The 24,875-nt window shown below is 65.6% G+C and carries 30 protein-coding genes, 1 tRNA gene and 1 pseudogene; 26 read left to right on the top strand and 6 right to left on the bottom strand.

What is annotated here, in order from left to right:
* The 14 genes and pseudogenes from AC5JCN_RS24405 to AC5JCN_RS24340 all read left to right on the top strand — a co-directional run.
* Positions 1-78, top strand: a pseudogene (locus tag AC5JCN_RS24405) (30S ribosomal protein S13); the annotation flags it as partial.
* A 149-nt stretch (positions 79-227) separates the two neighbouring features.
* Entirely contained in the window at positions 228-617 is a 390-nt protein-coding gene (gene rpsK / locus AC5JCN_RS24400; RefSeq protein WP_495757742.1) for a 30S ribosomal protein S11, read from the top strand.
* Between the two features lie 127 nt (positions 618-744).
* The gene (locus tag AC5JCN_RS24395) at positions 745-1,761 is read left to right on the top strand and encodes a DNA-directed RNA polymerase subunit alpha (RefSeq protein WP_495757741.1); all 1,017 of its coding nucleotides are present in this window, start codon (positions 745-747) and stop codon (positions 1,759-1,761) included.
* Positions 1,762-1,867: 106 nt separating this feature from the next.
* Positions 1,868-2,287, top strand: coding sequence for a 50S ribosomal protein L17 (rplQ, locus tag AC5JCN_RS24390; RefSeq protein WP_495757740.1), 420 nt, complete (start codon positions 1,868-1,870; stop codon positions 2,285-2,287).
* A 319-nt stretch (positions 2,288-2,606) separates the two neighbouring features.
* The gene (locus tag AC5JCN_RS24385; protein WP_495757739.1) at positions 2,607-3,344 is read left to right on the top strand and encodes an SDR family oxidoreductase; all 738 of its coding nucleotides are present in this window, start codon (positions 2,607-2,609) and stop codon (positions 3,342-3,344) included.
* 76 nt (positions 3,345-3,420) lie between these two features.
* Positions 3,421-4,830, top strand: coding sequence for a DegQ family serine endoprotease (locus tag AC5JCN_RS24380; protein ID WP_495757738.1), 1,410 nt, complete (start codon positions 3,421-3,423; stop codon positions 4,828-4,830).
* Positions 4,831-4,870: 40 nt separating this feature from the next.
* Complete coding sequence (locus AC5JCN_RS24375; RefSeq protein WP_495757737.1) at positions 4,871-6,178, top strand: replication-associated recombination protein A; 1,308 nt, start codon at positions 4,871-4,873, stop codon at positions 6,176-6,178.
* Positions 6,179-6,275: 97 nt separating this feature from the next.
* On the top strand, positions 6,276-6,659 hold the full coding sequence (crcB, locus tag AC5JCN_RS24370) for a fluoride efflux transporter CrcB (RefSeq protein WP_495757736.1): 384 nt from the start codon (positions 6,276-6,278) through the stop codon (positions 6,657-6,659).
* Positions 6,656-7,945, top strand: a complete 1,290-nt coding sequence (locus AC5JCN_RS24365; protein WP_495757735.1) for an RluA family pseudouridine synthase — start codon at positions 6,656-6,658, stop codon at positions 7,943-7,945. The genes crcB and AC5JCN_RS24365 overlap by 4 nt, the downstream gene beginning before the upstream one ends.
* Positions 7,942-8,583, top strand: a complete 642-nt coding sequence (locus AC5JCN_RS24360; RefSeq protein WP_495757734.1) for an HAD-IA family hydrolase — start codon at positions 7,942-7,944, stop codon at positions 8,581-8,583. Before AC5JCN_RS24365 ends, AC5JCN_RS24360 begins: the two co-directional genes overlap by 4 nt.
* A gap of 37 nt (positions 8,584-8,620) precedes the next feature.
* Positions 8,621-9,430, top strand: a complete 810-nt coding sequence (locus tag AC5JCN_RS24355) for an ATP12 family chaperone protein (RefSeq protein WP_495757733.1) — start codon at positions 8,621-8,623, stop codon at positions 9,428-9,430.
* Between the two features lie 122 nt (positions 9,431-9,552).
* Complete coding sequence (locus tag AC5JCN_RS24350; protein WP_495757732.1) at positions 9,553-11,088, top strand: acyl-CoA carboxylase subunit beta; 1,536 nt, start codon at positions 9,553-9,555, stop codon at positions 11,086-11,088.
* Between the two features lie 171 nt (positions 11,089-11,259).
* Positions 11,260-12,237, top strand: a complete 978-nt coding sequence (locus AC5JCN_RS24345) for a hypothetical protein (protein WP_495757731.1) — start codon at positions 11,260-11,262, stop codon at positions 12,235-12,237.
* A 62-nt stretch (positions 12,238-12,299) separates the two neighbouring features.
* Complete coding sequence (locus tag AC5JCN_RS24340; RefSeq protein WP_495757730.1) at positions 12,300-12,941, top strand: glutathione S-transferase family protein; 642 nt, start codon at positions 12,300-12,302, stop codon at positions 12,939-12,941.
* Here the strand turns inward: AC5JCN_RS24340 and AC5JCN_RS24335 are convergent.
* Positions 12,932-13,660 (bottom strand): DUF2270 domain-containing protein, encoded by a 729-nt coding sequence (locus AC5JCN_RS24335; protein ID WP_495757729.1) that lies wholly within the window; start codon positions 13,658-13,660, stop codon positions 12,932-12,934. The genes AC5JCN_RS24340 and AC5JCN_RS24335 overlap by 10 nt on opposite strands.
* 99 nt (positions 13,661-13,759) lie before the next feature.
* On the bottom strand, positions 13,760-13,954 hold the full coding sequence (locus AC5JCN_RS24330) for a hypothetical protein (protein WP_495757728.1): 195 nt from the start codon (positions 13,952-13,954) through the stop codon (positions 13,760-13,762).
* A gap of 125 nt (positions 13,955-14,079) precedes the next feature.
* On the opposite strand from AC5JCN_RS24330, the gene AC5JCN_RS24325 reads away from it, so the two are divergent.
* The 4 genes from AC5JCN_RS24325 to AC5JCN_RS24310 all read left to right on the top strand — a co-directional run bounded on the left by AC5JCN_RS24325 (position 14,080) and on the right by AC5JCN_RS24310 (position 15,755).
* A complete protein-coding gene (locus tag AC5JCN_RS24325) occupies positions 14,080-14,595 on the top strand; it encodes a DUF1993 domain-containing protein (RefSeq protein ID WP_495757727.1) in 516 nt (171 codons plus the stop codon).
* A 62-nt stretch (positions 14,596-14,657) separates the two neighbouring features.
* Positions 14,658-14,735, top strand: a tRNA-Pro gene (locus AC5JCN_RS24320).
* Positions 14,736-14,976: 241 nt separating this feature from the next.
* A complete protein-coding gene (locus AC5JCN_RS24315; protein ID WP_495757726.1) occupies positions 14,977-15,297 on the top strand; it encodes a hypothetical protein in 321 nt (106 codons plus the stop codon).
* Entirely contained in the window at positions 15,294-15,755 is a 462-nt protein-coding gene (locus AC5JCN_RS24310; protein WP_495757725.1) for a type II toxin-antitoxin system HicB family antitoxin, read from the top strand. Before AC5JCN_RS24315 ends, AC5JCN_RS24310 begins: the two co-directional genes overlap by 4 nt.
* A gap of 312 nt (positions 15,756-16,067) precedes the next feature.
* Here AC5JCN_RS24310 and AC5JCN_RS24305 read toward each other — a convergent pair whose 3' ends face one another.
* The 3 genes from AC5JCN_RS24305 to AC5JCN_RS24295 all read right to left on the bottom strand — a co-directional run bounded on the left by AC5JCN_RS24305 (position 16,068) and on the right by AC5JCN_RS24295 (position 17,927).
* Positions 16,068-16,295, bottom strand: coding sequence for a hypothetical protein (locus AC5JCN_RS24305; RefSeq protein ID WP_495757724.1), 228 nt, complete (start codon positions 16,293-16,295; stop codon positions 16,068-16,070).
* A 150-nt stretch (positions 16,296-16,445) separates the two neighbouring features.
* A complete protein-coding gene (gene gp17, locus AC5JCN_RS24300) occupies positions 16,446-16,805 on the bottom strand; it encodes a tail completion protein gp17 (protein ID WP_495757744.1) in 360 nt (119 codons plus the stop codon).
* 60 nt (positions 16,806-16,865) lie between these two features.
* Positions 16,866-17,927: a class I SAM-dependent methyltransferase gene (locus AC5JCN_RS24295; protein ID WP_495757743.1), complete on the bottom strand. Its 1,062-nt coding sequence runs from the start codon at positions 17,925-17,927 to the stop codon at positions 16,866-16,868.
* Between the two features lie 320 nt (positions 17,928-18,247).
* Here AC5JCN_RS24295 and AC5JCN_RS24290 point away from each other — a divergent pair, with 320 nt between their 5' ends.
* Complete coding sequence (locus AC5JCN_RS24290) at positions 18,248-18,607, top strand: hypothetical protein (protein WP_495757723.1); 360 nt, start codon at positions 18,248-18,250, stop codon at positions 18,605-18,607.
* Here AC5JCN_RS24290 and AC5JCN_RS24285 read toward each other — a convergent pair.
* The gene (locus AC5JCN_RS24285) at positions 18,602-19,672 is read right to left on the bottom strand and encodes a tetratricopeptide repeat protein (protein WP_495757722.1); all 1,071 of its coding nucleotides are present in this window, start codon (positions 19,670-19,672) and stop codon (positions 18,602-18,604) included. The genes AC5JCN_RS24290 and AC5JCN_RS24285 overlap by 6 nt on opposite strands.
* Positions 19,673-19,811: 139 nt before the next feature.
* Here AC5JCN_RS24285 and ku point away from each other — a divergent pair, with 139 nt between their 5' ends.
* The 7 genes from ku to AC5JCN_RS24250 all read left to right on the top strand — a co-directional run.
* Positions 19,812-20,759 (top strand): non-homologous end joining protein Ku, encoded by a 948-nt coding sequence (gene ku, locus AC5JCN_RS24280; RefSeq protein ID WP_495757721.1) that lies wholly within the window; start codon positions 19,812-19,814, stop codon positions 20,757-20,759.
* A gap of 26 nt (positions 20,760-20,785) precedes the next feature.
* The gene (locus AC5JCN_RS24275) at positions 20,786-21,259 is read left to right on the top strand and encodes a GNAT family N-acetyltransferase (protein WP_495757720.1); all 474 of its coding nucleotides are present in this window, start codon (positions 20,786-20,788) and stop codon (positions 21,257-21,259) included.
* A gap of 138 nt (positions 21,260-21,397) precedes the next feature.
* Positions 21,398-21,628 (top strand): hypothetical protein, encoded by a 231-nt coding sequence (locus AC5JCN_RS24270; protein WP_495757719.1) that lies wholly within the window; start codon positions 21,398-21,400, stop codon positions 21,626-21,628.
* Between the two features lie 68 nt (positions 21,629-21,696).
* Complete coding sequence (locus AC5JCN_RS24265) at positions 21,697-22,503, top strand: transglutaminase-like domain-containing protein (RefSeq protein ID WP_495757718.1); 807 nt, start codon at positions 21,697-21,699, stop codon at positions 22,501-22,503.
* A gap of 110 nt (positions 22,504-22,613) precedes the next feature.
* Positions 22,614-22,913 (top strand): hypothetical protein, encoded by a 300-nt coding sequence (locus tag AC5JCN_RS24260; RefSeq protein ID WP_495757717.1) that lies wholly within the window; start codon positions 22,614-22,616, stop codon positions 22,911-22,913.
* Between the two features lie 625 nt (positions 22,914-23,538).
* A complete protein-coding gene (locus tag AC5JCN_RS24255; RefSeq protein WP_495757716.1) occupies positions 23,539-24,609 on the top strand; it encodes an acyltransferase family protein in 1,071 nt (356 codons plus the stop codon).
* Between the two features lie 78 nt (positions 24,610-24,687).
* Positions 24,688-24,875 (top strand): putative quinol monooxygenase (locus tag AC5JCN_RS24250; RefSeq protein ID WP_495757715.1); only part of this gene is annotated, 188 nt, incomplete at its 3' end.

Genomic DNA, 24,875 nt, shown 5'->3' with positions numbered 1-24,875 from the left:
GTCCGCGGCCAGCGCACGCACACCAATGCGCGCACCCGCAAGGGCAAGTCGAAGCCGATCGCCGGCAAGAAGAAGTGATCTGGGGGCGCTTGGCGCCCCTTTCCGGAGCGCGGGTCACCAGACCCGCTTCCGTTTCGTTCTGGACTGCGGGTCTGAAGGCCCGCGCTCCGTAGACCACCTCAATCCCCAGCGCCTGGCATCACGGGCGCGCCAGAAGGATCAAAAGCATGGCCAAGGACTCAACCCGCGTGAAGCGGCGCGAACGCAAGAACATCGTGTCGGGCGTCGCGCATGTCGCCGCGAGCTTCAACAACACGATGATCACCATCACGGACGCGCAGGGCAACACGATTGCCTGGTCGTCGGCCGGCATGATGGGCTTCAAGGGCTCGCGCAAGTCGACCCCCTACGCCGCGCAGGTGGCGGCCGAGGACGCGGCCCGCAAGGCCTCCGAGCACGGCATGCGCACCCTCGAGGTTGAAGTGTCCGGCCCCGGTTCGGGCCGCGAGTCTGCGCTGCGCGCGCTGCAGGCGGCGGGCTTTACCGTCACCTCCATCCGCGACGTGACGCCGATCCCGCACAATGGTTGCCGCCCGCGCAAGCGCCGGCGGGTCTGAGTACCCATATACGCTGTGCGTCTCCTGCGCCGACGGGCGCGGGGGGCGTTTTCCTTTGCCGTCGTGGACGCCGGGCCAGGGTCGACGGACCGATATGCCCGACGCTCTTTCATGAAGGATATTCGCCGTGATTCAGAAGAACTGGCAGGACCTGATCAAGCCCAACAAGCTCGAGGTGACGGGCGGCGACGATCCGCGCCGCGTCGCGACCCTCGTGGCCGAGCCGCTCGAGCGCGGCTTCGGCGTGACGCTCGGCAACGCGCTGCGCCGCGTGCTGCTGTCGTCGCTCCAGGGCGCCGCCATCACATCGGTGCAGATCGACGGCGTGCTGCACGAGTTCTCGTCGATCCCGGGCGTGCGTGAGGACGTCACCGACATCGTCCTCAACATCAAGGCGATCTCGATCAAGATGCAGGCCGACGGCGTGAAGCGTATGACGCTTCGCAAGCAGGGCCCCGGCGTCGTCAAGGCCGGCGACATCCAGACGACCGGCGACATCCAGATCCTGAACCCCGAGCTCGCCATCTGCACCCTCGACGAGGGCGCCGAGATCCGCATGGAGTTCACGGTCAAGATGGGCAAGGGCTACGTCCCGGCCGACCGCAACCGGCCCGAGGATGCTCCGATCGGCCTCATCCCGGTCGACAGCCTGTATTCGCCCGTCAAGAAGGTCAGCTACCGCGTCGAGAACACCCGCGAGGGCCAGATCCTCGACTACGACAAGCTGATCATGACGGTCGAGACCAATGGCGGCGTGTCGCCCGAGGATTCGGTGGCCTATGCCGGCCGCATCCTGCAGGACCAGCTCGACGTCTTCATCAACTTCGAGGAGCCGCGCCGCGAGGACGAGAAGCCGGCCATGCCGGAGCTCGCCTTCAACCCGGCGCTCCTCAAGAAGGTGGACGAGCTCGAGCTCTCGGTGCGCTCGGCGAACTGCCTGAAGAACGACAACATCGTCTATATCGGCGACCTCATCCAGAAGACCGAGGCGGAGATGCTCCGCACTCCGAACTTCGGCCGCAAGTCGCTGAACGAGATCAAGGAAGTGCTCGCCGGCATGGGCCTGCACCTCGGCATGGAAATCGCCGGCTGGCCGCCGGAGAACATCGAGGAGCTCGCAAAGCGCTTCGAGGAGCACTACTGAGACCGACGCGGCGGGCCGGCCAACCTCCCGCCGCGCGACTTCGCCTGCAAAAATCAATGACGCCCCGTTCCTTGGCACGGCGGGGCGAGAACGAAGGAGAGAGCCGATGAGACACGGATTCAGGGGGCGCCGGTTCAACCGGTCTGCCGAGCACCGCAAGGCGATGTTCGCCAACATGTGCCAGGCGCTGATCAAGCACGAGCAGATCGTGACGACGTTGCCGAAGGCGAAGGATCTTCGCCCGGTGGTGGAGAAGCTGATCACGCTGGGCAAGCGTGGCGACCTGCATGCCCGCCGCCAGGCGATCTCGCAGATCAAGGACATCGAGCTCGTCAAGAAGCTCTTCGACGTCCTCGGCCCGCGCTACAAGGATCGCAACGGTGGCTACACCCGCGTCCTCAAGGCCGGCTTCCGCTTTGGCGACAACGCGGCCATGGCCGTGATCGAATTCGTCGACCGCGATGTCGACGCGCGCGGCCAGGATTCCGGCCCGACGCAGAAGGACGAGATCGTCGAAGCCGCCTGAGCGGTTCCTGCGACAGACAGTTTCGAGGGCGGCCCGCGGGCCGCCCTTTTTCGTTGGGAGCGCGGGTCTTTAGACCCGCACGTGCTAAACCGTTCCGGTTTGGAACCCCGGTGGGGACGCCTTTGCCACCCACCGCCGGGCTCTTGCCTGCGCCGCGGCAGAGGTTCCGTGCGTCGTGCTTTCCGATGGTACGGAATCGGCGCAGGGTACCGGGGGACGCTGCCGCCAGCGCAGCGGGAACGTTCCTGCCCCGGCCCGCATTCCAGCGCGGCCTCGCGTCTCGTCCGCCGGGGCGCGTGACACTCCCAGGAGGACGTTCATGGACCTGACCGGCCAGACCATCGTCGTCCTCGGCGGAACCTCGGGCATCGGGCTCGCAACGGCGCTGGCGGCACAGGAGGCCGGCGGGCGTGCCGTCATCATCGGCCGGGATCCCGAACGGCTGGCTGCTGCGCTAGATACGCTGGGCCGATCCGCGAAGGGAGACGTCATCGATTCCGGCAACCGCGCCGTGCTCGATGCGTATCTGGGCGGGATAGGAACGATCGACCACCTCGTCCTCGCGGCGTCCGGCGGACGCGGGGCGGGCCTTTTCGCGCACGTGCCGATCGACGAGCTGCGGGCCGGCTTCGACGGCAAGTTCTGGCTGCACATATCGGCCCTGCAGGCGGCCCTTCCGTCTCTTGCGCCTACGGGCTCGGTCACCTTCGTCACGGCGGCATCGGCCCGCAGCGCCAATCCGGGCACTTCCGGCCTTGCCGCCGTCAACGGCGCGCTGAATTCGATGGTGGGGCCGCTCGCCCGCGAACTTGCGCCGCTGCGCGTCAACGCCGTGTCGCCGGGCGTCATCGACACGCCCTGGTGGGACGGCCGCACGCCCGAGCAGCGGGCGGCGCTGTTCGAAACCGTCGGCGAGACGACACCGGCAGGCCGCGTGGGCCGTGCCCGCGAGGTGGCGGACGCCATCCTGTTCCTGATGGGCAACGGCTACACCACCGGGATCATCCTGGATGTCGATGGCGGGCTCAGGCTGGGCACATCACAGCAGCGCGGCTGAGGCGCGTGTGTCCGCCGCACTTTCGCCCCGGACAACGGCTGGCTATACGTCACGGCCCATCGATGCGGAGAACGACATGCGCGCCTTGACCCCGGTGCTCGCCGCCCTCGCGGCGCTGACCCTGGCCTTCATCGGTCCGGCCGAGGCGCAGTCGCAGGCCACGGTTCCGCAGACCGGGGCGCAGGTGAAGATGTCCTTCGCCCCCGTCGTGCACCGGGTGACGCCGGGCGTCGTCAACGTCTACGCGTCCCATGTCGAGAAGCAGCAGCGCAACCCGTTCCTCGACGACCCGGTGTTCCGCCGTTTCTTTGGTGGCGACAACGGCCAGCCGCGGGAGCGCGTGCAGCGCTCGCTGGGCTCGGGCGTCATCATCGATCCCGCCGGTTTCGTGGTGACCAACCAGCACGTCATCGAGGGTGCCACGGAGGTGAAGGTTTCGCTCTCCGACAAGCGGGAGTTCGAGGCGGAGATCGTGCTGCGTGACCCGCGCACCGACTTGGCCGTCCTCAAGATCAAGGGCGGCGACAAGTTCGCGGCCCTGGACATCGGCGATTCCGACGCGCTGGAAGTGGGCGACATCGTGCTGGCCATCGGCAACCCGTTCGGCGTGGGGCAGACGGTGACGACGGGCATCGTCTCGGCGCTGGCGCGCACGCAGGTCGGCGTGTCCGACTACCAGTTCTTCATCCAGACCGACGCCGCCATCAACCCCGGCAATTCCGGCGGCGCGCTGGTCGACAGCGCCGGCCGCCTGATCGGCATCAACACCGCCATTTTCTCGCAATCCGGCGGCAGCCACGGCATCGGCTTCGCGATCCCGGTCAACATGGTGAAGGTGGTCGTCGCTTCCGCCAAGATGGGTGGAAAGCAGGTGCGCCGCCCCTGGTTCGGCGGAAGGCTGCAGGTGGTATCTTCGGAGATCGCCGAGAGCCTTGGTCTCGACCGGCCCGTGGGCGCGCTCGTCGCCTCCACGGTCCCGAAGGGGCCGGCGGCGGAGGCGGGGCTGAAGCCCGGCGACGTCATCATGTCCGTCGACGGCCAGGCGGTGGACGATCCCGACGGATTCGGCTTCCGGATCGGGACCAAGCCGGTCGGTGGAACCGCGACGCTCTCCGTCCGGCGCTCGGGCAAGACGATCTCGGTTCCCGTCGCGCTGGTGCAGGCGCCGGAGACCCGTCCGCGTGACGTGCGCACCCTCAAGGGCCGCTGGCCGCTCGCCGGTGCCGTCATCGCCAACATGTCGCCGGCGGTGGCCGAGGAACTCTCCATGGACACGGCCACGGAGGGCGTGGTGGTGACCGAGGTGCAGGACAACACACCCGCCGCCGAACTCGGCCTGAAGAAGGGCGACCTCATCGTCTCCATAGACGAGGAGACCGTGTCGTCGACCAAGGATGTCGAGGCACTCGGCAAGACGCGCAATTACTACTGGAAGCTCAGCGTCGGCCGGGACGGACAGGTGGTGACGACCGTCGTCGGCGGCTGATGCGCTGGCGCGAAGGCGCGCCGGTCGCTATCTCTGCCTCATGTCCAACCTCTTCGAAGCCGCCGGGCTGGAGAAAGGCGCGCCGCGCCCGCTCGCCGACCGGCTGCGCCCCACACGCCTCGACGAGGTCGTCGGGCAGGACCACCTCGTCGGACCCGCCGGGGCCCTGACGCGCCTCATCGAGTCGGGGTCGCTCGGCTCGCTGATCTTCTGGGGCCCGCCCGGCACGGGGAAGACCACCGTCGCGCGCCTGCTGGCCAACGAGACGGCGCTGCACTTCGAGCAGATCTCGGCGATCTTCACCGGCGTCGCCGACCTCAAGAAGGTGTTCGAGGCAGCGCGCGGCCGGCGCTCGACAGGCAGGGGCACGCTGCTCTTCGTCGACGAGATCCACCGGTTCAACCGCTCGCAGCAGGATGCCTTCCTGCCCGTGATGGAGGACGGCACGATCACGCTGGTCGGCGCCACGACGGAGAACCCGTCCTTCGAGCTCAACGCCGCGCTGCTCTCCCGGGCCCGCGTGCTCACCTTCCGGTCCCTCGACGAGGCGGCCATCGCCAAGTTGCTGGATCGGGCGGAAGCTACCGAGGGGAGGCCGCTGCCGCTCGACGCGGATGCGCGCGTTTCTCTGGTTGGCATGGCGGACGGGGACGGCCGCGCCTCCCTGACGCTGGCCGAGGAAATCTGGCGCGCCGCCAAGCCGGGAGAGGTTTTTGATCCCGCCGGGCTGTCGGAGGTGGTCCAGCGTCGCGCGCCGCTCTACGACAAGTCGCAGGACGGCCACTACAACCTCATCAGCGCCCTGCACAAGACGATCCGCGGCTCGGACCCGGACGCCGCGCTGTACTACCTGGCCCGCATGCTGGACGCGGGCGAGGACCCGCTCTTCCTGGCGCGACGCCTGGTGCGCATGGCGGTGGAGGACATCGGCCTCGCCGATCCGCAGGCTCTCGTCGTCTGCAGTGCCGCCAAGGATGCCTACGACTTCCTCGGCTCGCCGGAGGGCGAGTTGGCGCTGGCGCAGGCCGCCGTCTACCTCGCCACCGCGCCGAAATCGAACGCCGTCTACACGGCCTTCAAGGCCGCCACGAAAGCCGCCAAGGAGGGCGGCAGCGCCACCCCGCCCAAGACCATTCTCAACGCGCCGACGAAGCTCATGGCCAGCGAGGGGTACGGCGGAGGCTACCGCTACGACCATGACGAGCCCGACGCCTTCTCCGGCCAGAACTACTGGCCCGACGCCATCGGCCGCCGCCGCTTCTACGACCCGCCCGAGCGCGGCTTCGAGCGGGAGATCAACAAGCGCCTGGAATGGTGGCGCAAGCTGAGAGAGGAGCGGGGGGAGTAGGGCGGTCGAACGGGATCGTGAGTGCGCTCCGCGGTGTTCTTTGAGGCGCCGTGATGTTAAACGCGGCCATTGTCACTTCCGCGAGCCGCCGGTCCCCATGCAGTCCACCCTTCTCGTCTTCATCGGCGGCGGCATCGGCGCGGCGATGCGGCATGGGATGAACATGCTGGTCGGGCGGCTGGCGGGGATCGAGTTCCCCTGGCATACGCTCGCCATCAACGTCACCGGGTCCTTCGTCATGGGGCTGTTCACGGCGTGGCTGGCGCTCAAGGCGGGGGAGGGGTGGTCGCAGCCCGTGCGGCTGTTCCTCACCACCGGGATCTGCGGCGGCTACACGACGTTCTCCGCCTTCTCCCTCGACGCGGCGCTCCTGTGGGAGCGTGGCGCGACGGGACATGCCGCGGCCTATGTCGCGGCGTCCGTGACGTTGTCTCTGCTCGGCCTTTTTGCCGGGCTCATCCTAGTCAGGAGCTTCGCATGAGCGGAAAGGGACCGCGCAAGCCGGCCGGCGGCCGGGCAGGGCGCCCGCCCTCGCGCAGTGCCGGCCCCGGCGGCCGTGCGCCGAAGCCCGGCAACGGGCCGAAGCGCGGGGCTGCGCCGTCGAAGGGGCGTCCGACCGAGGCGCGGCCTTCGCGCCCGAGGCCGCCCGGCAAGCCAGCTGCACGACCGGCGCAATTCTCGGCAGAGGCCGGGCCTGTGCGGGCTGCCCGGCCTCCGCGCATGGAGGTGGCGCCTCAGCCCGACGAGGCCGCGCCCGCGCCGGCGCCCACCATGGGCGTCCAGACCGTCACAGTGACCCCGGACGAGACGGGCATGCGCGTCGACCGGTTTCTCGAGGCGCGCTTTCCCGGGCTGTCCTTCAGCCACATCCAGCGCATCGTCCGCAAGGGCGAGCTGCGGGTGAACGGAAAGCGCGTCGAGACGAAGGACCGGCTGGAGCCGGGACAGGCGGTCCGCATTCCGCCTCTCGCCGTCGACAAGCCGCAGGAGGGCCCGCGGGCCTCCAAGGGCGACGCGGAGGACCGTGCATTCCTGAAGAGCATCGTCCTCTATGAGGACGACGACATGATGGTTTTGAACAAGCCGATGGGGCTCGCCGTGCAGGGCGGCTCCGGAACCAAGCGTCATGTCGATGGGATGCTGGCCTCGCTGATCGGAAAGGATGGCCAGCGGCCGCGGCTCGTGCATAGGCTGGACAAGGACACGTCCGGCTGCCTTGTCATCGCCAAGACGCGTTTCGCGGCGTCGGCGCTGGCCAAGAGCTTCCGGTCGCGCGACGCCCGAAAGACCTACTGGGCGCTCGTCGCCGGCGTGCCGCGGGTGAAGCAGGGGCGCATCTCCACCTATCTCGCCAGGGGCGAGGACGAGGAGGGCGATTCGCGGATGCATGTCGCCCGCCACGGCGACGAGGGGGCGAGCCACGCGGTCACCTACTATGCCGTGGTCGAGACCGCCGCGCAGAAGCTCGCCTGGCTCTCCCTGAAGCCGGTGACCGGGCGCACGCACCAGTTGCGCGCCCACACGGCGCATATCGGGCACCCCATCGTCGGGGATCCCAAGTATTTCGACATCGAGAACTGGGAGCTGCCGGGCGGCATCCAGAACCGCCTGCACCTCCTGGCGCGCCGCATCGTCGTTCCGCATCCCCGCACGGGGAAGCCCGTCGACGTCACGGCGAAGCTGCCGCCGCACATGCAGCAGACCTGGAACCTGCTGGGCCTGGATACCGCCCGCTACGATCCCATCGAGGAGGCTCCGGAGGAGTGAGCCGGACACTGGTGCTCTTCGACGTCGACGGCACGCTGGTCGACAGCCAGCACCTGCTCTACGCCGTCCACCTCGACACCTTTGCAGCGCTCGGCTTGAGACCGCCGGCGCGGGAGGAGGTTCTCTCGCTGGTGGGCCTGTCGCTCCCCGTCCTGTTCGCGTCCCTCGTCGGGCCAGACGGGCCGTTGGCGCAACTCGAGGCGGAGTACCGCGCCCGATACGTGGCGCGGGTCTCCGCGCCGGGCTACCAGGAAACACTGTTCCCGGGCGCGGACGAAACGCTGCGGCGGCTGGCATCGCGCGAGGGCTTCGTCCTCGGCCTCGCCACCGGCAAGTCCCGGCGTGGCGTGGCACGCATTCTCGACGGCCAGGGCTGGGCGCCGCTGCTGGAGACGATCCAGACCGCCGACGACGCTCCCTCCAAGCCGCATCCCGGCATGGTGCTCCAGGCGATGGCGGATGCCGGCGTGGCGCCGGAAGCGACCTTCGTGATCGGCGACACCACCTTCGACCTCGAGATGGCCCGCGCCGCAGGGGTCACCGGCATCGGCGTCAGCTGGGGCCACCATTCGACGGAAGCGCTGGTCGCGGCGGGCGCCTCGCGGATTATCGAGAGCTTCGACGAGCTCTGGCCATGAGCTGCATGCGGCCGAGACGCTGCTGGACAGCGGCGCGATGGCGCGCCACATCAGCGCCATGACGGAACCACCCCTCGACTGGTTCGGCGACCCCGAGCCCCGTGATCCCTCGCGCGCCATCCGCGCGGACATGAAGCAGGTTCTCCCGCGCCGGTTCTACAAGGATGCCGGCGTTCGCGAGGAGAACGGAGCCTTCGCGCTCGTCCTCGACGGTCGGCCTGCGCGAACACCTGCGAAGAACTCCCTGAGCGTCGCTGATCTAAAGACCGCGGAGGCGCTGGCCGCCGAGTGGCGAGCGCAGGCCGAGGTCATAGACCCCGCCGGCATGCCGCTCACCCGCCTCGTCAACTCGGCCATCGACGGCGTTGCGAGCCGCATGGCGGACGTGGCGGAAGAGGTTTCGCGCTACGCCGGCTCGGACCTGCTCTGCTATCGCGCCGGCGATCCCGAGCGCCTCGTCGCGCGGCAGGCGGAACTGTGGGACCCCGTCCTCGACTGGGCCCGCGATGAACTCGGTGCGCGCTTCGTGCTGGTCGAGGGCATCATGTTCGCCGAGCAGCCGCTGGGCGCGCTTGCGGCCGTTCGGTCGTCCGTGGGAGCCGTCGAGGATCCGCTCGCGCTGGCCGCGCTCAGCACCATCACATCGCTCACCGGATCGGTCCTGCTGGCGCTCGCAGTCGCGCACGGCAGGATGACGGCCGAGGAGGCCTGGGCTGCCGCCCACCTCGACGAGGACTTCCAGATGGAAGTCTGGGGTGGGGACGAGGAAGCACTGGAGCGCCGCCTGCGCCGGTGGAGCGAGATGGAGGCGGCCGCCATGGTCGTCGCGGGAGCGTTGCGCGACTGAGCCGCCAGCCGACGTGCGATCCGCAGCCTCCGCCATCCGTCTGAGTCGCCGGGCGGCGCGGCGGCGTGCTATGGCCAGCCGGATCATTGCCGCGCGGCCGGCGCTCCACCGGGAAGGCTGACATGAAGCATATCCTCGAGAAGCTCGACGAGCGCCGCGCCAATGCGCGGCTCGGCGGTGGCGAGAAGCGCATCGCCGCCCAGCACGGGCGCGGCAAGCTCTCCGCCCGCGAGCGGGTCGAGCTCCTCCTGGACAAGGACTCCTTCGAAGAGTTCGACATGTTCGTGCAGCACCGCTGCGTCGACTTCGGCATGGACCAGCAGGCCAAGATCCCCGGCGACGGCGTCGTCACGGGCTGGGGCACGGTGAACGGGCGCACCGTGTTCGTGTTCGCCAAGGACTTCACGGTGCTGGGCGGGTCGCTGTCGGAGACGCACGCAGCCAAGATCACCAAGATCCAGGACATGGCGCTCAAGGTCCGCGCGCCGATCATCGGCCTGTTCGATGCAGGCGGCGCGCGCATCCAGGAGGGCGTTGCGGCGCTCGGCGGCTATGGCGAGGTGTTCAAGCGCAACGTCCTGTCGTCGGGCGTGATCCCGCAGATCTCGGTCATCATGGGTCCTTGCGCGGGCGGCGACGTCTACTCGCCAGCCATGACCGACTTCATCTTCATGGTCCGAGACACGAGCTACATGTTCGTGACCGGCCCGGAGGTGGTGAAGACGGTCACGAACGAGACTGTGACGTCCGAGGAGCTTGGCGGCGCAAAGGTTCACACGACGAAGTCCTCCGTCGCGGACGGGGCCTGGGACAACGATGTCGAGGCTTTGCTGCAGGTGCGCCGGCTGCTGGACTACCTGCCGGCCAACAACATCGCCGGCCCGCCGGTCTGGCCAAGCTTCGACGTGCCGGACCGGATCGACATGTCTCTGGATACCCTGGTCCCCGATAACCCGAACAAGCCCTACGACATGAAGGAGCTGATCCTGAAGGTCGTGGACGAGGCAGACTTCTTCGAGATCCAGGAAGGCTACGCCAAGAACATCATCACCGGCTTTGGCCGCATGGAAGGCCGCACCATCGGCCTGGTCGCCAACCAGCCCATGGTGCTCGCCGGCGTGCTCGACGCGGACGCCTCGCGCAAGGCTGCGCGCTTCGTTCGCTTCTGTGATGCCTTCAACATCCCGATCGTCACCTTCGTCGACGTGCCGGGCTTCCTGCCGGGAACGGCCCAGGAATATGGCGGTCTCATCAAGCACGGCGCCAAGCTGCTCTTCGCCTACAGCCAGGCAACCGTGCCTCTGGTCACCGTGATCACGCGCAAGGCCTTCGGCGGTGCCTACGACGTCATGGCGTCGAAGCATATCGGGGCGGACGTCAACTACGCCTGGCCGACCGCGCAGATCGCCGTCATGGGCGCCAAGGGTGCGGTCGAGATCATCTTCCGCGCCGACAATGGCGACCCCGAGAAGATCGCAGCGCGCACCAAGGAGTATGAGGACCGCTTCCTCTCTCCGTTCGTTGCGGCCGAGCGCGGCTACATCGACGAGGTCATCATGCCCCACGGCACCCGCCGGCGCGTGGCGAGAGCCCTCGACATGCTCGCCGCGAAAAAGGCCGAGCAGCCGTGGAAGAAGCACGACAACCTGCCTTTGTGATTCAGTGGTAAACGAGTGGTTCGAGGACGGTCGCACGAGCAGCGGAACCGGGTCACCGCAGCTTAACCGCGAGCGCGGTCACTTGCGGTTCACGCGGTTGATTTAAGTCTTCGCTCAGCCCTGCCCAGACATGGTCTCGCCGCTGCGCCCCGGCGCAAGGGAGCCACCGCCATGTCCGACACCGTCCCGCCCCGCTCGATCCTCGCTGCCGCCGTCGCTTCCGGCATGCAGCCGGACGATGTCCTCGCGCTGCGCCGCGCGGTCTACACCGATGGCGGCCTGCAGCAGTCTGACGCCAACCTGCTCTGCGACGCGCTGAATGCGGTCGGAGACGGGCAGTGCGAAGAGTGGCCGGCCTTTTTCGTCGAGGCGATGACCGACTGGCTCGTCCTCTCGGCAGCGCCGCGCGGCTATATCGGCGATGATCGCGCTGCATGGTTCGCGGGCCGAATCGGGGTGGATGGCACCGTTGCCACGCGAACCGGCTTCGATGCGCTTCTCTACGTCATGGAGCGGGCCCGCCGCGTGCCGGGCATACTGTCTGCCCTGGCCATTGCCACCATCCGTGCAGGCTTTGTCGACAACCGCGGACCGCTCGCCCATGGTGGCGAGGCCCCGTCGCTGACCGCGGCCGACGTGGCTCTGATCCGCCGGGCTCTGTTTGCGGCCGCCGGTGAGGGTACCGCCTTCGTGTCGCGTGCCGAGGCCGAAGCGCTCTTCGACATTGCGGAGGCGACCAGCGGGCGCATCCGTGGCTCGGGCTTCGAGGACCTGTTTGCCCGCTCGGTCGGCAACCATCTCCTCGCATCCGGCGGCATCGTGGCGCCCGATGCTGCGGACGCCCTTCGTCGTGAGCGCTGGCTCGATGAGCGGCAGCCGCTCGGACGCGGCATCGGCGATTTCTTCGCCCGCGCGCTGTCGGCCGCCGTGGGCGGCGATACCTTCTCCACCGGCGGCTGGGTGGCAGGGTCCGCCGCCGAGCACGTCCTCGGTGAGCAGGTGGACGGTTCGGAGGCCGCCTGGCTCGTCGCCCGCCTCAACCGCGACGGCGTCCTGAGTGATGCGGAAAAGCGGCTCCTGCAGTTCCTGAAGACCGAATCACCGGCGCGGATCCCGGCCTCCCTGCAGCCGCTCCTCGCCGTGGCGTGAACGCCGGGGACTTGCCTGCGTTCTCCCTGTGTTCCAGCATGCCGCATCGAGCGGAGGAATGCATGGCCAGTCAGGATCTCGTCTTCTTTCACGCACCGCAGTCGCGCTCCGGCGGTGTCCGCGTCCTGTTCGAGGAACTCGGCGTCCCCTACGAGATGCGGGTCCTGAACCTGCGTGCAGGGGATTCGCGCAAGCCGGAGTTCCTGGCGGTGAACCCGATGGGGAAGGTGCCAGCCATCCTGCACAAGGGCGTCCTCGTGACGGAGCAGAGCGCCGTCTATCTCTACCTTGCCGACCTGTTCCCGGAGGCCGGGCTGGGTCCCCGTATCGGTGATCCGCAGCGCGGACCGTTCCTGCGCTGGCTCGCCTTCTACGGATCGAGCTTCGAGCCGGCCGTGATGGACAAAGCATTGAAGCGCGAGCCGGCTCCCGCATCGATGGCCGGATACGGCAACTACGACACCATGCTAGCGACGGTAAAGGCGCAGCTGCGGCAGGGCCCGTGGATCCTGGGCGACAGCTTCAGCGCCGCCGACGTGCTCTGGGCGTCCGCGCTGAACTGGACCACGAAGTTCGGCATCGTGGAGCCCGACGACACGATCGCAGCTTACATCGAGCGCTTCCGCGCCCGGCCTTCCGTTGCACGGGCAGAGGAGGCGGACGCGGAGTTGCTGGCGACGTTTCCGCAGCCTGCTCAGACGTGAACATCGCCTTCGCCGAATTCCGGGCTCCCCGGCAGGGGCCTGAACGCCGACCAGCCCAGCCAACCATAGAACAGGGCCATCGCCAGGATCACCAGCCAGCCCGGCAGGGGGCCCAGCGCCGCGTTGGCGAAGATCGCCTCGATGGAACTCATGGCGTCGACACCGTGCGGTGCGGCGTCCTGTGCCTGCGGCAGGCGGGCGGGTTCCTGCAGGCGGGGCGAGGTGACCTTCAGCACCCAGGCGGTCAGCAGGATCATGAACATCCAGCCGTAGTTGCGCCTGAGGCGGCGCGACATGGCGGCCCGATGGCCGATCAGGAAGCGGGGCCGGCGAAGATCGTCGCCGAGAGCCTGCGCCCAGCCCGGGTCTCGCTCCGGCGTCGGGGCGAACACCTGCGCGAAGTAGTGGCGCTCCATGCGCCGCACCCGTGCGCGATAGACGTCGAAGAAGCGGTAGCGGCGGGCCTCGATCCACAGCAGCAGCAGCACCAGCACCATGGCGAAGATAAGCACGCCGTGATGGGCGGACGGTGTGGACAAAGACACCGACAACATGGCCGCGACGACGGTGATGGCCCAGTTCGTCGTCCGGTCGATGCGGTCGCGCCAGCCCGCCATGCGGGCGATCTCGGCCCGGTGGTAGTGGGCGAGCGTGTTGATGTACTCGGCTGGGGAGGAGGGCAGGGGGGGTGGGCGCGGCCCTGGGGCGTCGTCGCTCATGTCAGGCTCCGGCAGGCGCAACCGTCACCCCGAAATTGGACGGAACGGGCTGCGCACTCCGTATCCTAGCCTGAAAGACGAACAGCGCAGCCTGCAGCGCTATTGCAGCGTGACTCTGGGCTGATCCGGCGGCGGGCTCTCCGCGCGGGTGGAGGCAGCCAGCTCCCGAACCGTCTCCACGAGCCGGCCCGGCAGCGGTTCCGCCCTCAGAGCCTGATAATAAACATGGAGCAGCGTCGTCAGTGCGACATCCACACGCTTCTCCCCACCGCCGGCGCGTTCATTGTCCGCCATGGTCGCCTCCCGCATCCGCGGTGCAATGCGCCCCGTTCACCATCGTTCTACTTGCCCTGCGGCTTTAGCCTGCAGACAATCCGCGCGCCCCGGGCACGAGCCCGGCGGTCTTTCGGGAGGACCTCTTGACCCTGTCCATGCACCAGGCCAGCGCGCCCGTGTTCCGCCTCAGTCTCGGCAATCTGTCGGCCATCCTCGACAAGGCAGTCGCGCATTGCGAGGAGCGCAAGATCGACCCTGCCTTCCTGCTTTTCGACCGCCTCTCTCCCGACATGCTGCCTTTCACGCGGCAGGTGCAGATCGCAGCCGATTTCGCCAAGAACACGATGACCCGTCTCGCCGGCCGCGAGCCGCCCCGCTTCGAGGACACCGAGAAGACCTTCGCCGAATTGCAGGACCGGATCGCCCGTGCACTCGCCGTCGTCGATGGCGTACCCGCCGGCGAGGTCGATGGGTCCGAGGAGCGCGTGATCGCCCTGCAGGTGGCCGGGCAGGAGCGGCGCTTTCGCGGGCAGGACTACCTGCTGCACTTCGCGATGCCGAACTTCTACTTCCACCTGACGGCCGCCTACGCGATTTTGCGACACGACGGCGTGCCGCTGGGCAAGCGCGACTTCATCGGCGCTGCCCCGCAAATCTGACGTTCCGGGCGCGCCAGAACGCGGTTGCGCCGGCGCGCTCGCTTCCGTATAAGCCGCCTCGTCGGAGTGTAGCGCAGCCCGGTTAGCGCACTAGTCTGGGGGACTAGGGGTCGTGGGTTCGAATCCCGCCACTCCGACCATTTTTCCTAGAAAAATCAACGGTTTGTGAGACCCGGCCTGGGTCGGGCTCTCCGCCGTTGTGCCGATTGGGTCCATATTGGGTGCGCCCAATGCGCCAGGCGTGACCCAATGGGTCAGGGTGAACCCAATCGGTGGACCCAATCGTGGACCCAATGGGGCTGGGCATGCGGTTCGCCCCGGTTCTGAAACGCCTTGCTGTCGAATGAATTCGCCTACATATATCCCCGCGAGGGGGAGCGCATGAACGAGCCAACGCCGCAACGGGTTGTGTCGAGTTTGCCTCCACTGCCAATCAAGGCTCGCGCTTTCAAGACGATCGAGAGGATGCGGGCCAATCCTAGGGATTGGCGGATCGGCGATGTTGAAGCGCTCGCAAATCAGGTGGGCCTCACGTGTAAGAAGCCCACCAACGGCTCACATTATACCGTGTCGAGTCCTCATCTTAACGGCGTTCTGACTATCCCGGCGAAACGGCCCATTAAGCCCGTCTACATCAATGATTTCGTCGATTTGATCGATGCCCACATCAAGCAGATGGCGATCCGGAGCGTGACGAAATGAGCATCAATCCCAATCTGTATGCCATCATCGTTCGCCCTCTCTCCGAGGAGGACGGAGGTGGATTCCTCGCTTTTGTCCCGGACCTGCCACACTGCCTTGGCGACGGAGCCACTCCAGAGGAGGCCGTGGCAGACGTTCGGAGCGCTATGATTGAGTGGGCTGCTCACACGGTGGAAATCGGTAGAGACGTTCCATTGCCGGGGACGGCTGTAGAAGTTGCTCGGCAGCATCACGAACAGCTCCTGAAGATTATCGATGACCAGCGAGAGCTTCTGAACGTCCAGGCCCGGGAGATCGGTGAAGCGAAGGAAAGCGTTGAACAGCTAGGTACGAAGATCGCTGATGTGAGCCGCCGAGTCTCCGCATTGCGAGACCGGCAGGAGACACCTTCAGATGCGGATCAATGGAGCCCGACGGTCGCATTGATGGCCGCAGAGGGTCGCTCTCTCGTCCACTAGCCTCCGCGCCGCCCCAGAGATCCGATTCTAGCGGGGTCGAAGCCTCCGCCGCTGTCAGACACCGGACAGGCCCTCGCGGCCGTCCTGGGGCTTCTGTGGGGCGGGGCGGAATTTGCCCCGCCGTGGGGCAAAATCAGGGGGCGGGGGAATTGTCTCCACCGTGGAGAAAAATCACCAGGCGGGGTTTGCGTTACGGTAACGCAAACCTCCGGGGTTCTCTCCACCGTGGAGAAAACCCTATTCCCGAACGAGGGTTTTCAAACTTTCCCTCGGGGAAGTTTGATCCGGCATGGTCCCCAGATTTGGGGACCTTCACCCCAGCGCCGCAGCCGACACCGGCACCTCGCCGCGCTCGACAGCGGCGACGAGCTCGGGTGCGCCGCTGTCGCGGATCGTTCTTGCTGTGCGGACACTTCGCTCCGACACATTCAGCATGTCGGCCGCTTGGCCCAGACTTACCGGACGGGTCGGCAGATTTGCCGACCCTCCTGCATGCTGATTGGCTCCCAGGCGAAGGTTCGCCAGCTTCGCCGCGATCATGGCCCGCTGACTCTCGCTCAGGTGGCGGTCCACATGCCTTCAATCGTCTCAGGTTGAGACGATTGACCCACCTCATCCCTGGGCCGCCACCGCCGCGCCGAGCATGCCGAGAAAGGCGAGGAGCGTGAAGACGATCACCCTCACCATAGCTCAACTCCGATAGTGGATCCGGAACCCGAGCGTGCGCCGGAAGGCGTTCTGCCCTTCGACGTACTCGCTGGAGTCCACGTCCTCCCGGACGATCTGGACCTGCTGCCCGAGGAGCGTCTTCCTGCCGCTCAGGGCCGCCACCACGGCGTCCCCGAGGGTGATCACGTCCAGGGCCTTCGGCGAGCGGCACACCACCGCCAGGCGTGCCTCCGGCAGGTTGTCCGCCTCGCCGGTCAGCACGTTGCCGTCCGACTCCGAGAGCGGCACCACCACTAGGTGCGGTGCTTCTCCTCCCTGCACAGTGCGGATCGGATGGATCCTGCCCTGCACAAGAGCGGTGATCTGCGATGAGGCGGACAGGGCCGCACCCCGAGCGGCCGGTTCGGCATTATATTGAGCCGAACCGACGCAAGTTCGTGCCTATGGGCGGGCTTCCAAAACCATGTTGAACGGTGTCGCGATGGCCAGGCGGACCTTGTTGAAGCCACCCCTCGCCAGAACCTCTCTCAATCGCGCTTCGCCAGCCTGTGCCCCGAGCGCCGTTCCGACCTCCTGCGCCAACGATGCAGGCGTACAGATCATGGTCGAGGCTCCATAATAAAGCCGGCCCACTGGGTTGAAATTGTCTTCGGTAGCGTCCTTTGCCGTCGGCTCGACGATCATCCAAGTCCCATCTTTTGCGAGGCTTTGCCGTACATGAGCCGCAGCGCCTGTGGGGTCGCCCATGTCGTGCAGGCAGTCGAAGAAGGTCACAAGGCCGTATCCTGAGCCTGGAAACTCCTTGGCGGACGCAACCTGAAACGACACTCGATCGGCGACCCCTGCGCGGTCCGCCGCGGTACGAGCATTTTCGATCGAAGCAGGGTGATAATCGAAGCCAAAGAACTGAGAGCGTGGGAATGCCCGCGCCATGACAATCGTGGACGCGCCATGGCCGCAACCGACATCGGCCACGGTTGCGCCGATACTCAGTCGCTCGACGACGCCGTCCAATGCAGGAAGCCACTCGGGGACAAGATGGTGGTTGTAGCTCGTCCTGAAGAAGCGCTCAGTGCCGGAGAAGAGGCACTGATGGTGTTCGTGCCAGCCCATTCCCTTGCCAGACCGGAACGCCGCCTCGATCTTTGGAGCCGCGAGATACATGGCAGCTATGGCTTCGACAAAGCCTGCGAGGAAGACCGGGCTGTCTTCCCTGGAGAAGACCATCGCCTGCTCGGGCTCAATGGCGTACTTCCGGGACAGGGGATCGTAAGTCAGGTAGCCGCTCGCTCCCATGGCAGCCAACCATTCGCGGACCATGCGCTCGCTAGTGCCGGTTCGTTGAGCAAGATCCCAGGAGCTGGCCGATCCCTGTTCCGCAAGGGAGCGGAAAAGCCCAAGGTGATCCCCCACCAGGATCAGTGCTCCGGATACGGCACCTCCTAGATCATCAAGCATGCGCCCCATGAAGGCGTTGAGCTTGGCTTCGTCCGGCTGGTTCAATTGGATTGCTTGTGCGGACATGACGAACTCTCCCAAGGCTGGAGGTTGCAGTCGCAGTCCGGGCGGGGTTCGGTGACCCGTACCCGTTGACCAGAAACTAAGCCGATTGTCTTTGAACGTCGTGCTGTGGCGCACATCGGGGGTGCCCCTGCCGTTCGCACGCGGAGGCCGTCGATCCGCGAAAATCTCTCGCCGTCCTTGAGTCCATCTTGTGAGATGCCGCATGCCAGCGACGACGCCCACTTGGATCGAACTCGCCTCTTGACCAGGGAACGGATCGCCATCAACGGCGTCGACTCGCACTTGGCAGGAGGTGCGGCATGGGCACGGTGACGGTCGAGACACCACTGGACGCCATCACAGCGCGTGCTCTGCTTTACCGGGCCCTGAAGGCGCTCATCATCGCCAGTGGCCAAGGCGCTCGTGAACCCCTGCGCTCACAATCGCTCCGGGCAGAGCTCGCGCGGGAGGCGACGGCCGCGGCGGAGATCGCGATGGCTCTCTACCCAGGCGACGAGGGCACGTGCCACGAGATAGCGATTTTGCTGCAAGAGCGCCTGCGCGGAGATCATTTCCCCGAGAGATTCAGAGCCGCTCTGCCCGGTATCGAACCAAAGCCGTCGGCCGCCTCGGTCAAACGCAACCCAGCTTCTTCCGACAAAAGCAGGCGAAGCCTATGATGTTTGCCGGCCGGCATGGACCGCCATGCGGCACAGCTGGGCGGAGCGTCTCGCACGCAAGGCGTCTTGCCGGTCGCCATCCAGAGACGTGAGTTGGTCCCAGAACGGAAGCGCCTCTTCATATCGCTCTGCGCGGGTCAGTAGGAGCGCCAGATTGAACATGGCGGCGACGTGCCCCGGTTCAATGCCGAGGGTCGCGCGATAGCAGCGTTCCGCCTCCGGGATTTGGCCCCGCTGCCCCCGGAGGATCGCCATGTTGTAGAATGCGTCGGCGCAGGCAGGATCGCGCTTGATGGCGGCGAGGAAGGCCGAGATGGCCTCCTCAGGACGCCCCAACCGCTGCAGAACGTTACCAAGGTTGAACGGGATCGCCGGATCCTGCCTGTCGGCCTGCATCGCCTGCCGATAGAGGCTTTCGGCCTGCTCCAATTCGTCGTTCTCTTCGGCTAGTTCGGCTTCGGCGAACAGTCCATCTGCCCAGGCCGGCGCCTCGTCCAAGTCGAGCCAGAGCTGGCCGTCAAGGCCGCCCGCCCGCTCGGCGTCGCGCACGGCAAGTGCGCCCCAGGACGTGCCGCAGAGCCGTCCCTCGGTGAGCCGGAGACCTCTGTCTCGAAGCCTTGCGCCGGCCGAACAGACCTCATCGATCGAGATGCCGCCCGAGAGGAGACGACGTGCTTCGCGAGCGCATGCAAGGTCGCTGAAGCTGAACCGCTCGTCGACGGGATCCAGAAGGTCGAACAGTGTGAGGTCCCTGACGCTGCCTGCGTCCAGCTTGGCGAGCGCGGCAACATCGGCAGTCGTGAACGGACGGTCCAGCAGGGGGGGCGGTGCGAGCAGGCCGAGGGCGCGTTTGAAGGAAACTTCGCTGACCAGTTCGCCGGCCATCCGTCGCCTGCGCCAAGTGTCGGCGGCGCCGTGGGCGACGACGGTATGCGTCGGTGACGACCCCATGCGGGTGACGAGTGAGGCGCCGGAACGCTCGACCAGCGCCTGCACGTTCGCCGCCGGCTCTGTCAGCTTGCCCAGTACAAAGATGCGCGCGCCAGCGCAGAGCCGCATGTCCATCTCCGTCCTCTCGCACGCTGAATCGGCGAAGGACACCGAGGTTCCATTGTTCTCCCCGCGATCCACAGCACCGCGAACGGAACGATTCGGACAAGTTGAGATTGATTCGCGAAGCTTGCGCTGCGCGGGGGAGATCATCATGGCGCCGAGGGCCAACTGGAAGGGCTATCTGAAGCTGTCGCTCGTCTCGTGCGCGGTCTCGCTCTATCCCGCCTCCAGCACGTCTTCGCGCGTTGCGTTCAACACCCTCTCCCGCAAGACCGGAAATCGCGTAAAGCGGCTCTATGTCGACCCGGACACCGGCGAGGAGGTTGGTCCAGACGACCAGGTGAAAGGCTACGCAGTAGCCAAGAACAGCTATGTGACGGTTGACGACGAGGAACTGGACGCGATCCGCATCGAGAGCACCCACACGGTCGAGATCGAGAAATTCGTGCCGCGCTCGGAGATCGACGAGCGCTACATGGACGCGCCCTACTATCTGGCGCCGGACGACCGCGTGGCACAGGAGCCATTTGCCGTCATCCGCGACGCCATGCGCGAGAGCGGCATGGTGGGAATCGGCCGGGTCGTGATTTCCCGGCGTGAGCGCATCGTCATGATCGAGCCCTTCGAGAAGGGGCTGCTCGCAACGGTTCTTCGCTACGCATCAGAGGTGAGAGACGCGGGATCCTACTTCGAGGAAATTCCGGATCTGAAGATCCCGGCCGAGATGAAGGATCTCGCAACGGTCATCATCGAGCGCAAGGCTGGGCACTTCGACCCCGCCGAATTCGAAGATCGCTACGAGACCGCCGTGGTCACCCTGGTCAGGTCCAAGCAGGCGGGGCAGCCGACACCGACCTTTGAAACGCCGCGCACGACCAACGTCGTCAACCTCATGGACGCCCTGCGGCGAAGCCTTGCGGCGGAGCAGGGGAAACCGGAGGTCACGGCCCCCGGAAGGTCAAAGGCAGCGGCGGGCAAGCTGGCGGAAGATATGGCTCCGAAAAAGCCGGCCGCGAGCAAGGCGAGGAGCGGCAAGTCCAAGCCGGCGACTGCCGCTCCTTCTCCAGCCAAGACCGCGACGTCCCGCAAGCGCTCTTAGGACGAAGCGGCGCCATGACGGTATGCATGCGCGACGCGCGTTGGTCCGACCTCTCGGAAATCCTCCGGTGGCGCAACGAGCCGGGCACCTATGCGAACTTTCACAACCGGTACCCGCTATCCCTGCCGGCCATGCAGCGATGGCTTTCGGATGCTCTCGCTGATCCGCGTACCACTTTGTGGATGGCGGAGCGTGAGGACAAGCTCGTCGGAGTTCTCAGGGTCGACCCGGACGGCGCGGTCATGATCATCGTCGCCCCGGAGGCTCGGGGGCAGGGAGTCGCCGGATCAATGCTGGCCCATCTCCCGGATCGTCCGCTCTTTGCCGAAATTCGCGAGACGAACACCGCTTCCCACGCCGCTTTTGCCACCGCTGGCTTTTGCCGCGCGGGCAGCCGCTGCGGGATGCTCGTGTACCGCCGTGAGAAGGCAGATGAGGAGCGAGCCCGCGATCTGGCCACGAGGGTGATGCCCGCCAGGGCGGTGAAAGCCCGCTCGTGATCGTTGTTGAGGCGCTCGCCAATATCGGCTCATTGTCCACCAACACGTAGGGATTGGACACGGAACGCGACGATGCTCTGCAGCGGATCAACGAGATCGCACTCGGAGCGTGGGCGCAAATGCGGGGGTGGTGAAGCAGTGAATGACAATGACGCCTTGACGGGCACCCGGTTTGCCCTGGTCTCAGTTCAGGACGGCGATTTGGTCGACGACATCTCCATCAAGAACACGTTCGCCACGAACGACGAGGCCGCGGCCTTTGCCGATGATCTTTGCACATCGATGGCCGGCAGCGAGCACGCTTTGCAGCCGGGCGAAGGTTACTGGATATTCGAGATCAGGCCGGTGCGGTTTGTCGGGAGAACCTGAATGCGCCACTGTGGGACACAATACAAGGGTCGCATGGATGATAGCCTGCACGGGAAGGACGGATCTGAATGAAGATCAGAGTCGGCTACAAGATTGGGTACGATTGCCCGCAACCCACTCCCATGCTCCTGATGCTGCGCGTTCATCCGTCGCGCGAGAACGATCTTCTCGGACCCGACGAGCTCCGGACTATCCCCCAACTGCCTGTTCAGACCTACATCGACGGGTTCGGCAATCTGTGCAGCCGGCTGGCGGCTCCGGCGGGACCGCTGACGCTAACTACAGATGCCGTTGTGGAGAGTTCGCCGGTTCAAGATCTGACTATGCCAGATGCACGCCAGATCGCGGTCGAACTGCTGCCGTCCGAACTTCTCGTGTTCTTGCTCGGCAGTCGCTACTGCGAGACAGACAAGCTATCGAATATCGCTTGGTCCCTTTTTGGCTCAATGCCGCTGGGCTGGCAGCGCGTCCAAGCAGTTTGCGATTACGTCCATTCCCATATCCGCTTCGACTATATGACAGCGCGCTCGACCAAGTCCGCGTTCGAAGTCTATCACGAGCGTGAAGGCGTCTGTCGGGACTTCGCCCACCTTGCCGTCGCATTTTGCCGTTGCCTCAATATTCCGGCGCGTTACTGCACTGGGTATCTCGGAGACATCGGCGTGCCGAAGGACCCTTCTCCCATGGATTTCAGCGCGTGGTTCGAGGCGTATCTCGACCATCGCTGGTATACGTTCGACGCTCGGCACAACCGCCCGAGGATCGGCCGGGTGCTCATGGCCCGGGGCCGCGACGCCGCCGACGTGCCGTTGTCCAACAGCTTTGGCATGACAGGGCTTAGCCACTTTGAGGTCTGGTCCGACGAGGTGGCATAACATTGTCGTTTCGACCGCGAGGCGATCACTGACGACCCGTCGGCTGCCCGGACTTCCACGACCTGCGGTCCGTCTCGGGCTTACGCAATGCAATTTACGCGGTCTGGGTCGTGCTCGAGCTGGACGGCATCGACATGCGGACGCTGCCTCTGCAGGCCCAGCGCCTGGTCAGGCTGATGGCAAAGGCGCCGAACGGCCAGGTGCTGGCCGAGATGTCCGACTACTGCCGAGCGCTGTTCAGGCCTGTCTGCGCCATGGGGCTGGGCGGTGCCGTCTCCAAACGGCTCGATAGCCCTTACCGCTCCGGCCGTGCCCCGACGTCGCTGAATAGCGCGCACGCGATCTCGCGGCAGGGTTACAGCAGGAGCCTGGCGAGCCCAATCCTCTCGAAATGGCGATGGACGCACTGACGACCGCTGCTTTCATAGCCGCCCATGCCTGGGGCACGGACCGGGAGAAAAGCGACGCGCTAAGGCAGATCAACGAGATTGCGCTTAGGGCGTGGGCACAGTTGCAACGCAGTTGTTGTCCCTAATCAATTTCGCCGACGGCCCTCTGGCGGATGCGCCCCCATTTCCAGTGCTCCCCGGATGGCCGGTGACCTCGCTTCAATGATGGCCTCCGTCATGGTGGAGGCTGCGAGCAGCGCTGTCGAGCGACCATAAACGGCGAAGTAACGAGCACTTCCCCTTCGACAATATTGAACAATTTCTACTTGCAGATTGATAATTCTTTGCATGACTTAGTTCCGCATTCCAACTGCATCAGGCTAGTCAGCGCTGGTAGATAGGTGCCGATTAAGCTCACTCTTCGGAGCGAGAACAAGCTGGCGCGGGATGTACTCGGTACGGTGCCTCGACGGCTTTTGGACAGGCTCACCCGCGGTCCACTGCGCCGAGCCTTCACCATTAAGCTTGCATTTTGCCGCAGTATGAACACAACCTTCAAGCGTGCAAAGCGGCTGGGATCTGGCCCGCCCCGCAAGCTAGTTCGCCTGAGTGCTTTGCCGAGCTTGAGCGCGCAGGACGGCGAGCGATGCACGATTCACAAAATCGCAAAACCATCGAAGGCATTCAGTATCTACGTGGATTTGCAGCTCTTGCTGTGTTGATCCATCACACGCTCGAGGAAACATCAGCAATAGAGCGTTTCGATCCCGCTGACTGGGTGGTGCGTTATGGCGCAGCGGGAGTCGACGTCTTCTTCGTAATCAGTGGATTTGTGATACTCTCTTCGATCCTGGCGAGAGAGGTTACCGGACCAAGCACGTCGGCATCCTTCATTCTCGATCGAGTGAGGCGAATATTTCCATTCTACTGGGTGTGTGCTGCTGCCGTGTTGCTCATCTGGCTGTCCGGAGCAGGGTATAGGAATCTGTCGCCAACTTTGGACATGGTCTTCTCGGCCTTACTGCTGCTCCCGGGCTCAAGAATGATCATAGGTGTGTCCTGGACCCTGACCTTCGAGATGTACTTCTACACTCTCGTGGCAGTGTTGATGCTCACCGGCTTGTCGCTGCGGCAGTTGCCCTCCGCAATAACGGTGCTCATTGGATCCATACTCTTGGCAACGAGCTACATGGACACAGAAGGGCCGACAGCGGAGTTCTTCTCGAACCCAATAGTGCTTGAGTTCCTGTTCGGCGTGGCCCTTGCGCCACTTCTAAGGCTGTATGCGCCGTCCTTGGCGGTTGCCATGATTCTGCTGATCGCGGGCGTTGTGCTCATTGGCGCCGGATCGGCATACACTGATAATGCTACCACGGCTGGAGTCTCCCGGAACACTCGCTACATTGTATGGGGCATTCCTGCTGTGCTGGTCTTCAACGGCTTTTACGCGATCCGGCTCTCGGAAGGTCGTGTCCGCAGCACTATCTTGCTACTCGGAAATGCTTCGTATGCCATCTACCTGACCCATCCTCTTGTGATGGTCGCCTATGCGAGAGCGCTTAAGACCGGCCGGTTCTCTTCGATGCCCTTGGCCGATCTCCTCGTGGTTGTCCTGTTGGCCACGGTGCTTGGCGTCGCAGCACACCTCTATGTAGAGAAGCCCGTGACTCAGGCGTTTCGACGGATCACGCTCGGCTATCGGTTCGCAAGCAGTTGAGCGATCGGCGGAGGGATTGCCGATCAACGCAGTCTCAAACGTTCTCGAAAGCTTGAAAGGCCCTGCGCGATGACCAGCATGCTCCTGATCGTCGGCACCTTCCGGCTCCCGACCGACCGACTGCTACCGGCTCGCGCCGCGATGGCGCGGATGATTGAGACCAGCCGGGCCGAGGATGGCTGCAATGAGTACGTCTATGCGGAGGACGTGTTGGAGCCTGGCCTCGTGCACGTGAAGGAGCTCTGGCGTGATCAGGCTGCCCTCGA

It is taken from the genome of Alsobacter sp. (assembly GCF_059501845.1).
Note: the sequence above shows the minus strand (reverse complement) of the source record. Positions and strands in the feature narration are given on the sequence as shown.

Excerpts from the sequence above, each read along its gene's own strand:
- AC5JCN_RS24355 (WP_495757733.1), top strand. The coding sequence starts at position 8,621 with ATGGCGCGCCACATCAGCGCCATGACGGAACCACCCCTCGACTGGTTC.
- AC5JCN_RS24375 (WP_495757737.1), top strand. The coding sequence starts at position 4,871 with ATGTCCAACCTCTTCGAAGCCGCCGGGCTGGAGAAAGGCGCGCCGCGC.
- AC5JCN_RS24335 (WP_495757729.1), bottom strand. The coding sequence starts at position 13,660 with ATGAGCGACGACGCCCCAGGGCCGCGCCCACCCCCCCTGCCCTCCTCC.
- AC5JCN_RS24330 (WP_495757728.1), bottom strand. The coding sequence starts at position 13,954 with ATGGCGGACAATGAACGCGCCGGCGGTGGGGAGAAGCGTGTGGATGTC.
- AC5JCN_RS24340 (WP_495757730.1), top strand. The coding sequence starts at position 12,300 with ATGGCCAGTCAGGATCTCGTCTTCTTTCACGCACCGCAGTCGCGCTCC.
- AC5JCN_RS24385 (WP_495757739.1), top strand. The coding sequence starts at position 2,607 with ATGGACCTGACCGGCCAGACCATCGTCGTCCTCGGCGGAACCTCGGGC.
- AC5JCN_RS24350 (WP_495757732.1), top strand. The coding sequence starts at position 9,553 with ATGAAGCATATCCTCGAGAAGCTCGACGAGCGCCGCGCCAATGCGCGG.
- AC5JCN_RS24265 (WP_495757718.1), top strand. The coding sequence starts at position 21,697 with ATGAAGATCAGAGTCGGCTACAAGATTGGGTACGATTGCCCGCAACCC.
- rpsK (WP_495757742.1), top strand. The coding sequence starts at position 228 with ATGGCCAAGGACTCAACCCGCGTGAAGCGGCGCGAACGCAAGAACATC.
- AC5JCN_RS24255 (WP_495757716.1), top strand. The coding sequence starts at position 23,539 with ATGCACGATTCACAAAATCGCAAAACCATCGAAGGCATTCAGTATCTA.
- AC5JCN_RS24290 (WP_495757723.1), top strand. The coding sequence starts at position 18,248 with ATGGGCACGGTGACGGTCGAGACACCACTGGACGCCATCACAGCGCGT.
- AC5JCN_RS24315 (WP_495757726.1), top strand. The coding sequence starts at position 14,977 with ATGAACGAGCCAACGCCGCAACGGGTTGTGTCGAGTTTGCCTCCACTG.
- ku (WP_495757721.1), top strand. The coding sequence starts at position 19,812 with ATGGCGCCGAGGGCCAACTGGAAGGGCTATCTGAAGCTGTCGCTCGTC.
- AC5JCN_RS24285 (WP_495757722.1), bottom strand. The coding sequence starts at position 19,672 with ATGGACATGCGGCTCTGCGCTGGCGCGCGCATCTTTGTACTGGGCAAG.
- AC5JCN_RS24365 (WP_495757735.1), top strand. The coding sequence starts at position 6,656 with ATGAGCGGAAAGGGACCGCGCAAGCCGGCCGGCGGCCGGGCAGGGCGC.
- AC5JCN_RS24305 (WP_495757724.1), bottom strand. The coding sequence starts at position 16,295 with ATGATCGCGGCGAAGCTGGCGAACCTTCGCCTGGGAGCCAATCAGCAT.
- rplQ (WP_495757740.1), top strand. The coding sequence starts at position 1,868 with ATGAGACACGGATTCAGGGGGCGCCGGTTCAACCGGTCTGCCGAGCAC.
- AC5JCN_RS24310 (WP_495757725.1), top strand. The coding sequence starts at position 15,294 with ATGAGCATCAATCCCAATCTGTATGCCATCATCGTTCGCCCTCTCTCC.
- AC5JCN_RS24380 (WP_495757738.1), top strand. The coding sequence starts at position 3,421 with ATGCGCGCCTTGACCCCGGTGCTCGCCGCCCTCGCGGCGCTGACCCTG.
- AC5JCN_RS24345 (WP_495757731.1), top strand. The coding sequence starts at position 11,260 with ATGTCCGACACCGTCCCGCCCCGCTCGATCCTCGCTGCCGCCGTCGCT.
- crcB (WP_495757736.1), top strand. The coding sequence starts at position 6,276 with ATGCAGTCCACCCTTCTCGTCTTCATCGGCGGCGGCATCGGCGCGGCG.
- AC5JCN_RS24275 (WP_495757720.1), top strand. The coding sequence starts at position 20,786 with ATGCGCGACGCGCGTTGGTCCGACCTCTCGGAAATCCTCCGGTGGCGC.